This window comes from Micromonospora sp. NPDC004540, assembly GCF_040610095.1.
GTDB lineage: Bacteria > Actinomycetota > Actinomycetes > Mycobacteriales > Micromonosporaceae > Micromonospora.
The window spans coordinates 1-10,526 of the sequence record NZ_JBEXLR010000152.1; the positions used below are offsets into that span (position 1 = coordinate 1).

Consider the following 10,526-nt stretch of genomic DNA (forward strand, 5'->3'; position numbering starts at 1 on the left):
GCCCCCGCCGAGGCCCGACCGGCGACCGGTGCCGGGGCCTGGCCGGTGACCGGCGCCGACGAGGCGCTGCCCGAGGTGCTCACCCCGACCGCGCCCTCCGTCCCGGCCCCGGCGCCGGTCGGCGCGGCCGGCACGGCCGACTGGGCCGCGCCCACCATGGCGCTGCCGATGGTCGCCACCGGCCTGGTCATCCAGCCTGGCATGGAACTGCCGATGCCCGACGACTACACCGGCCCGCAGGCGGTCGACCGGCTCGCCACCCTGGACATCCCCGGCGCCGGCCTCGGCGTGCTGGAGCGGGTGGTCGGCTTCGCCGCCGCCACCCAGGGCACCGCGACCCCGGCGCCGTGGGATTCCGTCCGGGTGCTGCTGCTGCACGGCGACCACGAGGGCGGGGCGTCGGCCGGCGCGGCGCCCGGCGAGTCGGCCCGCCGCGCCCGGCAGGCACGCGCCGGCAAGGGGGCCCTGGCCCGGCTGGCGGCCGAGAGCGGAGCGAGCCTCCAGGTGGTCGAGACGCCCACCTCGGCTCCCATGGAGGAGGGGCCGGCGCTCACCGGCGAGCAGGTCGAGTCGGCCCTGCGCTACGGCTGGCGGCTGGCCGAGCAGGCCGCCGACGCCGGCGTACAGCTGCTGGTGCTGGCGGCGTGCGGAGCCGGCACCGAGGCGGCCGCCGCGGCGGTGCTGGCGGCCACGGCCGGCGCGGAACCCCCGGCGGTCCTCGGCCGGGTGGTCACCGAGCTCGGCGAGTTCGACGACGCCGCCTGGATGGTCCGCTGCGCGGCCGTCCGGGACGCGCTGCACCGCACCCGACGCGCCGCCCGCGAGGCCAAGGACGTGCTCGCCGAGCTGGGCGGCGGCGACGTGGCGGTGGCCACCGGTGTGCTGCTCGGCGCGACCGCCCGGCGCGTCCCGGTGCTGCTGGACGGGCCGGTCGGGGTGGCCGCCGGCATGGTCAGCCGCGACCTGGCCGGGCAGGCCCGGCACTGGTGCCTGCTGCCCGACCACGGCGGCCGGCCCGGGGTGCGGCTCGCCGCCGACGTGCTGGGCCTGACCCCGCTGCTGGACCTGCGGCTCGACCTGGGCGAGGGTGCGACCGCGCTGGCCGCCCTGCCGCTGCTGCGCTCGGCCCTGGCGCTCGCCGCCGGCCTGCCCGTGCACCCGTCGCTCGGCGGCGGCGACGACGAGGACTTCACCGAACCCGAGCCGGCCGGCCCCGGGCCCACCAGCACCGAGCCCGAGCCGGAGTTCGCCGAGCCCGAACCGGCCGGGCCGGGGCCCGCCAGCACCGAGCCCGAGCCCGAGCCCGAGTTCGCCGAGCCCGAGCCGGTTGGGCCGGGGCCCACCACGATCGAGCCCGACGAGCCGGTCGCCCCCGGCCGACGTGCCGACTGAGTTCCGGCTCGCCGACGGGATCCGGCTGGCGCTCACCACCTTCACCACGGCGCCGGTGCGCGCCGGCCGGGTGGACCGGGCCGCGGCCGGCGCCGCGATGGCGCTCGCCCCGGCGGTCGGTGCGCTGCTCGGCGCGCTCCTCGGTGCGGTGCTGCTGCTCGCCGCGGCGGTCGCGCCCCCGCTGGTCGCCGCCGGGGTGACCGTCGCGCTGGGCGCGCTGCTCACCCGGGGCCTGCACCTGGACGGGCTGGCCGACACGGTGGACGCGCTGGGCTCCTACCGGCGCGGGCCGGCGGCCCTGGAGATCATGAAGAAGCCGGACGTCGGGCCGTTCGGGGTGGTCGCGCTGGTGGTCGTACTGCTGCTCCAGGCCGCGGTGCTCGCGGAGCTGGCCGGGCGGTCCCGGCCGGCGGCGCTCGCGGCGGTGGTCGCCGCGACGGCGGCCGGCCGGCTGGGCGTCGCGCTGGCCTGCCGGCGCGGGGTGCCGGCGGCCCGGCCGGAGGGGCTGGGCGCGCTGGTGGCCGGCACGGTGGGGCCGGTCGCGCTGGTGGCCGGCACGGCCGCCGTGGCGCTGCTGGCCGTGCCGGCGGTCCCGGGCCGCCCGTGGCAGGGGCCGCTCGCCGTGCTCGCCGCGCTCGCCGTCGCGGCCGGGCTGCTGCGGCACCTGGTACGCCGGCTCGGCGGGATCACCGGCGACGTGCTGGGGGCCTTCGTGGAGATCGTCACCACGCTGTCCTACCTGGGACTGGTGCTGTCCGCCTGAGCGTCACCGGTCCGGGCGGGTAGCGTTCTCAGGCGAGGTGCACCGGCGCGGTCGAGGGGGACGGCATGCTCATCACGGACGACTTCCTGCCCGTACCGGTGCCTGAGTCGCTGGACGCGACCTACCTGGTGCCGATCGTCGGCCTGCCGAAGGTGAGCCCGAAGACCGCGGTGGAGGGGCTGACCGGCCGGCTCGCCGAGCCGGTGCACGGGCTGGCCAGGCAGATGCTGGACAGCCCGCTGATGACCGTGGACACCCGGCCGATCAGCGAGTTCCCCGAGCTGCCGCCGGACCTGCTCACCGCGTTCGGGGCGACCGAGGAGCAGTTGGCCCGGCTGGCCGCCGCCACGCACCTGGTGGTGGTGCAGGCCGAATACCGGCCGGGCTGGCCGCCGGCGCACGAGTGGGCGGCCCGGGCAGTGGCGGCGGCAGTCGCCGAAACGGTCGACGGGGACGTGGTGGACGTCTTCGGGCTCCAGTTCCTCGACCCGGCCGCCGCGCTGCGTTCGCTCCCCGACGAGCAGGGCCGGATCCGGCTGGTCGACTGGGTGCTGGTGCCCTACTCGTCGGACGCCGACGGGCTCTGGTTCACCACCAAGGGGCTGCGCCGCTTCGGGCTGCTGGAACTCCAGGCCCAGGGCGTGCCGGACCACCTCACGCGGGCCTGGGGCGCGGTGATGACCGGGGCGGCCCGGCGGTTGCTGCGCGACTGGACCGAGGGGCTGGCCGGCGAGGAGGTGCCGGCGTTCGTGCAGCTCCCGGTGCTGGCCACGGTGACCGGGCACGACATCGCGGTGGCGTACGGCAATCCGGAGCAGCACGGCGCGACGGCGCCGGTGCTGCTGCGGCTGGAGCTGGACCCGGCGACCGACCCGGACGCCGACTCCTTCCTCACCCTCAACCCGCCGCCCGGGCACCCGGGCCCGGCCGGCCGTTACTTCGCCGCCGCCTGCGCGACCCTGTTCAACGGCATCCAGCCCGACGTCCGGTACGCCCGCTCCGGCGACGCCATGAGCCGGGCCATCGCCACGGCCCGGGCCGCGCTGGACGACATCCGGGCCCGCTTCCTCGCCGGCGGGCTCCCCGCCGAGAGCCAGCTCGTGGTCAAGTACGGCCTGCCCGGCGACGACGGCCCCGAGTACGTCTGGGCCGGGGTGACCTCGTGGGACAACCCGGAGCGGATCGTCGGCGCGAGCGCCAGCGACGCCGCCGGCGACCCCACCGTCCGGATCGGCGCCCCCGTGGTGGTGGAGGCCGCCGACGTCGTCGACTGGGCCCTCCTCGACAGCACCGGCGTCATCGAGGGTGGCTGGACCCAGGCCGTCCTCGACGCCGGCGAACCCCCGACCACCGACTCCTGACCCCATCCCACCCCACCCGGTTGATCATGAAGTTAGCGGCGCTCGGGGAGATCGAGATCGCCGCCAACCTCATGATCGCCGCGGGTGCCGGCGGGTCAGCGGACGCTGGGCTGGACGAAGGGGGGTCGGGCCAGGCGCATCTGGGCGCGGCGGCCGCGGATGTCGACCTCCAGGACCTCGCCGTCGGGGAGCTTGGGGTCGGTGTCGATCAGGGCCAGGGCGATGCCCTGCTTCCGGGTCGGGCTGAAGGTGCCGCTGGTGACCGTGCCAACCTGCTTGTCGCCGGCGTACACGGCCATGCCGGGGCGCGGGATGGCCCGGTCGACCGCCTCCAGGCCGCGCAGCGTACGGGCGGGGCCGGCGGCCTTCTCGGCCAGCAGCACGTCCCGGCCCCAGAAGGCCGGCTTGTCCCAGCCGACCGCCCAGCCGGAGCGGGCCTGCACCGGGGTGATCTCCAGGGAGAGGTCCTGCCCGTGCAGCGGGTACCCCATCTCGGTGCGCAGCGTGTCCCGCGCGGCCAGGCCGCAGGCGCGCAGCTCGTAGGCCTCGCCGGCGGCGAACAGCGCGTCCCAGACGACGAGCGCGTCGCCGGCCGGCACGACCAGCTCGTAGCCGAGCTCGCCGGTGTAGCCGGTGCGGCAGACGGTCAGCTCGACGCCCTCCAGCGCGGCCGTCGAGAAGCTCATGTAGTCGTGCCCGGTGGGCAGGCCCAGCGCGCCCAGCAGCTCCGCCGAGCGCGGCCCCTGCACGGCGAGCACCGCGTACGCCTCGTGCTCGTCGGTGACGACCACGCCGTCGGGCGCGGCGGCGCGCAACCGGCGGACCACCTCGGCGGTGTTCGCCGCGTTCGGCACCAGGAAGACGTGGTCCTCGGCGTGCAGGTAGGCGATGATGTCGTCCACCACGCCGCCGGTGGCGTCGTCGCAGCAGAGCGTGTACTGGGCCTTGCCGGGCGCGATTCGGCCGAGGTCGTTGGACAGGCAGGAGTTGACGAAGTCCGCGGCGCCCGGCCCGGTGATCCGGGCCTTGCCGAGGTGCGAGACGTCGAAGACGCCCACCCCGGTACGCACGGCCGTGTGCTCCTTGAGCACGCCGCCGCCGGCGTACTCGAGCGGCATCTCCCAGCCCCCGAAGGGGGCGAACTTCGCGCCGAGCGCGGTGTGCCGCTCGTGCAGCGGGGAACGGCGCAGCCGGGTCGCGGCGGCGTCGGAGGTCACCTCGGTCATGGGTGCGAACTTACCGGGCCGTGACCGGCTGGTTAGCATCGGCGGGACCCCCGCCTGCGCGCCCATCGGGTGCAGGCGGGGCAGCCCGCCGGCGCCCATCGGGTACAGGCGGGGCAGCCCGCCGGCGCCCATCGGGTACAGGCGGGACGTCCCGCCTGTACCTATCGGGTGCAGGCGGGACGTCCCGCCTGTACCTATCGGCGGGACAGCCACGCGTCCGGCGGGTAGGTTCGCCGCCGGAGACCTTCATCGCCGGCCGCGACGCCGCGGCCGGCCCGGCCCGCCCGGAGTAGCTTTCGTGACATCGCCCCGCACCACCCTCAGCCTGGTCGACACCGACCCCGCCGAACTCGCCGTCGACGCGATCGTGATCGGCGTGCACAGCCAGAACACCGAGCAGGAGTCCGGCTCACCCGCCGCCGCCCTGCTGCTGGCCAGCGGCGCGGAGAGCATCGCCGCCGCGTTCGACGGCAAGCTGACCGAGACGCTGGCCCTGCTCGGCGCGACCGGCGGCCCCGGTGAGGTGATCAAGCTGGCCACGCTGGGCACGGTCACCGCCCCGGTGGTCGCCGCCGTCGGCCTCGGCCCCGAGCCGTCCGGCGCCGCCCCGGCCCCGGAGACCCTGCGCCGGGCCGCCGGCGCGGCGGTCCGCGCCCTGGCCGGCGCGTCCCGCGTCGCGCTCGCCCTGCCGCTGCCCGACGACGCCGACGCCCCGGCCGCGCTGCGCGCGGTCACCGAGGGCGCGCTGCTCGGCGGCTACCGGTTCGCCGGCTACAAGACCAAGCCGCAGCCGGCCCGGCGCGAGCCGGTGGCCGAGGTGCTGGTCGCGGTGCCGGACGCGGCCGACGCGACCGCCCAGGCCGAGGTCACCCGCGCCCAGGCGGTGGCCGGCGCGGTGCGGACCAGCCGCGACTGGGTCAACACCGCGCCGAACGAGCTGCGCCCGCCGTCGTTCGCCGAGGCCGTGGCCGCCGCCGCCCGGGAGGCCGGGCTCGGCGTCGAGGTGCTCGACGAGGCGGCGCTCGCCGCCGGCGGCTACGGCGGCATCCTCGCCGTCGGCCAGGGCTCGGAGGCCCCGCCGCGGCTGGTCAAGCTGACCTACACCCCGCAGGGCGGCGGCAACGGCAAGCGGGTGGCGCTGGTCGGCAAGGGCATCACCTTCGACACCGGCGGCATCTCGATCAAGCCGGCGCAGGGCATGTGGGAGATGAAGTCCGACATGGCGGGCGCGGCGGCGGTCGGCGCGGCCATGCTGGCGGTCGCGGCGCTCAAGCCGTCCGTCGCGGTCACCGGCTACCTGCCGATGGCGGAGAACATGCCGTCGGGCACCAGCTACCGGCCGGGCGACGTGATCACCATGTACAGCGGCAAGCGGGTCGAGGTGCTCAACACCGACGCCGAGGGCCGGATGATCCTGGCCGACGCCATCGCACGGGCCTGCGAGGACGGCGCCGACTACCTGTTCGAGACCTCCACGCTGACCGGCGGCCAGGTAATCGCGCTGGGCAAGCGGATCGCCGGCGTGATGGGCACCCCGGACCTGTGCGAGCGGGTCCGGGCCGCGGGCGACGCGACCGGCGAGCCGGCCTGGCCGATGCCGCTGCCGGACGACGTGCGCAAGGGCATGGACTCCGAGGTCGCCGACATCTCGCAGGTCAACGCCGGCATGGACCGAGCCGGTCACATGCTCCAGGGCGGTGTCTTCCTGCGCGAGTTCGTCACCGACGAGGTGGCCTGGGCGCACATCGACATCGCCGGCCCCGGCTACCACTCGGGCGAGGCCACCGGCTACTGGACCAAGGGCGGCACCGGCGTCCCGGTGCGCACGCTGCTGCACCTGGTCGACGACGTCGCCGCCAACGGCTGACGCGTCCGCGACACCGCGAACGGGGCGCTCCCTCGCCGGGGGCGCCCCGTTCGCGTGCCCGGGTCAGAACAGCTCGGGGCGGCGCTTGCGGCGCTCGTTGTAGTCGCGCATCCGCTGCGGGTAGCCCATGAGCCGGACGTCGTAGATCGGGATGGCGAGCCGGTGCGCGAACCGGCGGGCCTCCTCCGGGCCGCCGACCCGCCGCCGGGTCCACTCGCCGTCGTCGGCGATCAGCATGATCGTGGTCTCGGTGACCGTGGTCCGGGGCTCCACGTACGCCTCGACGCCCCGCCGGGTGCGGACGAAGCTCTCAAGATGGTCCAGATCGGCGCGGTCGGCGGCCCGGTCGCGGCTCACCGCGCCCGCCTGCTTGCGTCGTCGGAACAGCCCCACCGAACCCACTCCTCCCCCGCGCGTCATCGAAGACGGTGCCAAGCGTACGTGTCACCGACGTGTCGTTGGGCACCTCGGTACGCGCTCGGACCCCGGTGGTGACAAGATGACCGAGGTGGGGTGTGCCTGTTACTCCGCCGTAACCCCCGATGCAGCGACGCGACCTGGGAGTTGGACGTGAGCGAGCCGAACGACGCAACCTTCGACATCGTCATCCTCGGAGGTGGTAGCGGCGGCTACGCGGCGGCGCTGCGTGCCGCCCAGCTGGACCTGTCCGTCGCCCTGATCGAGAAGGGCAAGCTCGGGGGCACCTGCCTGCACAACGGCTGCATCCCGACCAAGGCCCTGCTGCACGCCGCCGAGATCGCCGACCAGACCCGCGAGTCGGAGCAGTTCGGCGTCAAGGCCGAGCTGGTCGGCATCGACATGGCGGCGGTCAACTCGTACAAGGACGGCGTGGTCTCCCGCCTCTACAAGGGCCTCCAGGGCCTGGTGGGCGGCGCCAAGAAGATCACCTTCGTGGCGGGCGCCGGCAAGCTGGTCGGGAAGAACGTCGTCGAGGTCGACGGCAAGCGCTACACCGGCCGCAACATCATCCTGGCCTCCGGCTCCTACGCGAAGAGCCTGCCCGGCCTGGAGGTCGACGGCGAGCGGATCATCACGAGCGACCACGCGCTGACCCTGGACCGGGTCCCCTCCTCGGCGATCGTGCTGGGCGGCGGCGTGATCGGCGTCGAGTTCGCCAGCGTCTGGAAGTCCTTCGGCGTCGACGTAACCATCGTCGAGGCGCTCCCCCGCCTGGTCGCGGCCGAGGACGAGGAGTCCTCGAAGGTGCTGGAGCGGGCGTTCCGCAAGCGGAAGATCAACTTCAAGGTCGGCAAGCCGTTCGAGAAGGTCGAGAAGACCGAGAACGGCGTCAAGCTGACCATCCAGGGCGGCGACACCGTCGAGGCGGAGCTGCTGCTGGTCGCCGTCGGCCGCGGCCCGACGACCGCCAACCTCGGCTACGAGGAGCAGGGCGTCAAGATGGACCGCGGCTACGTGCTGACCGACGAGCGGCTGCGCACCAGCGTGCCGAACGTCTACGCGGTCGGCGACATCGTGCCCGGCCTCCAGCTCGCCCACCGCGGCTTCCAGCAGGGCATCTTCGTCGCCGAGGAGATCGCCGGCAAGAACCCGGCCGTGATCGACGAGGCCGGCATCCCGCGGGTCACCTACTGCGAACCGGAGCTCGCGTCGGTCGGCCTGACCGAGGCGAAGGCCAAGGAGCAGTACGGCGCTGACAAGATCAAGACCTACAACTACAACCTGGGCGGCAACGGCAAGAGCCAGATCCTCAAGACCGCCGGCCACGTGAAGCTGGTCCGGGTCGAGGACGGCCCGGTGGTCGGCGTGCACATGGTCGGCGCCCGGGTCGGCGAGCTGATCGGCGAGGCGCAGCTCATCTACAACTGGGAGGCGTACCCGGCCGAGGTGGCGCAGCTCGTGCACGCCCACCCGACGCAGAACGAGGCCCTGGGCGAGGCGCACCTGGCCCTGGCCGGCAAGCCGCTGCACTCGCACGCCTGACACGACAACCGCGGCGTCCGGCGACGGGCGATGATCCCACCAGGGGAATGAAGGAGTCTGGAGAACATGCCGGTATCGGTCACCATGCCCCGGCTCGGCGAGAGCGTCACCGAGGGCACCGTCACGCGCTGGCTCAAGCAGGAGGGCGACACCGTCGAGGTCGACGAGCCCCTGCTCGAGGTGTCCACCGACAAGGTGGACACCGAGATCCCGTCGCCCGCGGCGGGCGTGCTGAGCCGGATCGTGGTCGGCGAGGACGAGACCGCCGAGGTCGGCAGCGAGCTGGCGGTCATCGCCGGTGAGGGCGAGGAGGCCGGCGCGGCGGCTCCGCAGCAGGAGGCCCCGGCGGAGCAGGCCGAGCAGGCCGCCGCCGCGCCGCAGGCCGAGGCGGAGCAGCCGGCCGTCGAGGAGCCGGCCCCGGCCGCCGCCGCGCCGTCGGGCGAGGGCACGCCGGTGAAGATGCCGGCCCTGGGCGAGAGCGTCACCGAGGGCACGGTGACCCGCTGGCTCAAGCAGGTCGGCGAGACCGTCGAGGTGGACGAGCCGCTGCTGGAGGTCTCCACCGACAAGGTCGACACCGAGATCCCGTCGCCCGTCGCCGGCACGCTGCTGGAGATCAAGGTGGCCGAGGACGAGACCGCCGAGGTCGGCGGCGTCCTGGCCATCGTGGGCGCGGCCGGCGCCGCGCCGGCCCAGCCGAAGCCGGAGCCGAAGCCCGAGCCCAAGGCCGAGGCGAAGCCCGAGCCGAAGCCGAAGCCGGAACCCGAGCCGGAGCCGAAGGTCGAGGAGCCGACCCCCGGCGTGTCCTACAACGAGCCGGCCGCCGAGGCGGAGCAGGCCGCGCAGCCGGTCAAGGCCGAGCAGGCCGCCCAGCCGGCCGCGCCGACCACCACGCCGCAGCGGCCGACCGTCCCGGCCCAGGCCGGTGGCGAGGAGGGCGCCGGCTACGTGACCCCGCTGGTCCGCAAGCTGGCCGCCGAGCACGGCGTGAACCTCTCCTCGGTCAACGGCACCGGCGTCGGCGGGCGGATCCGCAAGCAGGACGTGCTGGAGGCGGCCGAGAAGGCGAAGGCCGCCCAGGCCGCGCCGGCCGCGCAGCCGGCCGCCGCGGCTCCCGCCCCGGCCAAGCCGGCCGCGAAGCCGCAGCCGAGCGGCAAGCGGGGCACCGTCGAGAAGCTGCCCCGGATCCGCAAGGCCATCGCCAAGCGGATGCACGAGTCGCTGCACGAGATGGCGCAGCTCACCACGGTGATCGAGGTGGACGTCACGCGGATCGCCAAGCTGCGGGCGCAGGCCAAGGACTCCTTCCTGCAGCGGCACGGCGTGAAGCTGTCCTTCCTGCCGTTCTTCGCCCTCGCCGCCGTCGAGGCGCTCCAGACCTACCCGATCGTCAACGCCCAGCTCGACCTGGAGGGCGGGACGATCACCTACCCGGAGGCGGAGCACCTCGGCATCGCCGTGGACACCGAGCGGGGCCTGCTGGTGCCGGTCATCCACAACGCCGGTGACCTCAACCTGGGCGGCATCGCCAAGCGGGTCGCCGACCTGGCCGAGCGCACCCGCACCAACAAGATCAGCCCGGACGAGCTCGCCGGCGCGACCTTCACGCTGACCAACACGGGCAGCCGGGGCGCGCTCTTCGACACCCCGATCGTGCCGACGCCGCAGTCGGCGATGCTCGGCACGGGCGCCGTGGTGAAGCGCCCGGTCGTGGTCAACGACCCGGAGCTGGGCGAGGTCGTCGCGGTCCGGTCGATGGTCTACCTGGCCATGTCGTACGACCACCGGCTGATCGACGGCGCGGACGCGGCCCGCTTCCTCGTCGCGGTCAAGGAGCGGCTGGAGGCCGGCAACTTCGAGGCCGAGCTGGGGCTCTGACCCCCTGACGGCAGAGGGGCGGGGGGGGGGGGGGCCGCGCCCCCCCCCCACCGGGAAGGGCGAGCCCCCCGCCGCCG

At 75.1% G+C, this 10,526-nt stretch carries 8 protein-coding genes; 6 read left to right on the forward strand and 2 right to left on the reverse strand.

Annotation, left to right across the window (positions count from 1 at the left end):
* From ABZV78_RS30165 to ABZV78_RS30175, 3 genes are all read left to right on the forward strand, one after another.
* Window positions 1–1,392, forward strand: a 1,392-nt coding sequence (locus tag ABZV78_RS30165) for a nicotinate-nucleotide--dimethylbenzimidazole phosphoribosyltransferase (RefSeq protein WP_355644049.1), incomplete at its 5' end; no start/stop codon positions are given.
* Window positions 1,382–2,155 carry an adenosylcobinamide-GDP ribazoletransferase gene (locus ABZV78_RS30170; protein WP_355644050.1) on the forward strand — a complete coding sequence of 258 codons (774 nt, stop codon included), beginning with the start codon at window positions 1,382–1,384 and terminating at the stop codon, window positions 2,153–2,155. The genes ABZV78_RS30165 and ABZV78_RS30170, both read left to right, overlap by 11 nt.
* Before the next feature lie 65 nt (window positions 2,156–2,220).
* Window positions 2,221–3,516, forward strand: coding sequence for a DUF2314 domain-containing protein (locus ABZV78_RS30175; protein ID WP_355644052.1), 1,296 nt, complete (start codon window positions 2,221–2,223; stop codon window positions 3,514–3,516).
* A 95-nt stretch (window positions 3,517–3,611) separates the two neighbouring features.
* On the opposite strand, the gene gcvT is transcribed toward ABZV78_RS30175, so the two are convergent.
* Complete coding sequence (gcvT, locus tag ABZV78_RS30180; protein ID WP_355644054.1) at window positions 3,612–4,742, reverse strand: glycine cleavage system aminomethyltransferase GcvT; 1,131 nt, start codon at window positions 4,740–4,742, stop codon at window positions 3,612–3,614.
* Window positions 4,743–5,040: 298 nt separating this feature from the next.
* On the opposite strand from gcvT, the gene ABZV78_RS30185 reads away from it, so the two are divergent.
* Window positions 5,041–6,609, forward strand: coding sequence for a leucyl aminopeptidase (locus tag ABZV78_RS30185; RefSeq protein ID WP_355644056.1), 1,569 nt, complete (start codon window positions 5,041–5,043; stop codon window positions 6,607–6,609).
* Window positions 6,610–6,672: 63 nt separating this feature from the next.
* On the opposite strand, the gene ABZV78_RS30190 is transcribed toward ABZV78_RS30185, so the two are convergent.
* Window positions 6,673–7,002: a hypothetical protein gene (locus ABZV78_RS30190; RefSeq protein WP_355644058.1), complete on the reverse strand. Its 330-nt coding sequence runs from the start codon at window positions 7,000–7,002 to the stop codon at window positions 6,673–6,675.
* Between the two features lie 177 nt (window positions 7,003–7,179).
* Between ABZV78_RS30190 and lpdA the strand changes: the two genes are divergently transcribed.
* Together lpdA and sucB are read left to right on the forward strand one after the other, a co-directional pair.
* Window positions 7,180–8,571 (forward strand): dihydrolipoyl dehydrogenase, encoded by a 1,392-nt coding sequence (lpdA, locus tag ABZV78_RS30195; protein ID WP_355644060.1) that lies wholly within the window; start codon window positions 7,180–7,182, stop codon window positions 8,569–8,571.
* Window positions 8,572–8,637: 66 nt separating this feature from the next.
* Window positions 8,638–10,449 (forward strand): 2-oxoglutarate dehydrogenase, E2 component, dihydrolipoamide succinyltransferase, encoded by a 1,812-nt coding sequence (sucB, locus tag ABZV78_RS30200; RefSeq protein ID WP_355644062.1) that lies wholly within the window; start codon window positions 8,638–8,640, stop codon window positions 10,447–10,449.
* Window positions 10,450–10,526 lie beyond the last annotated feature (77 nt).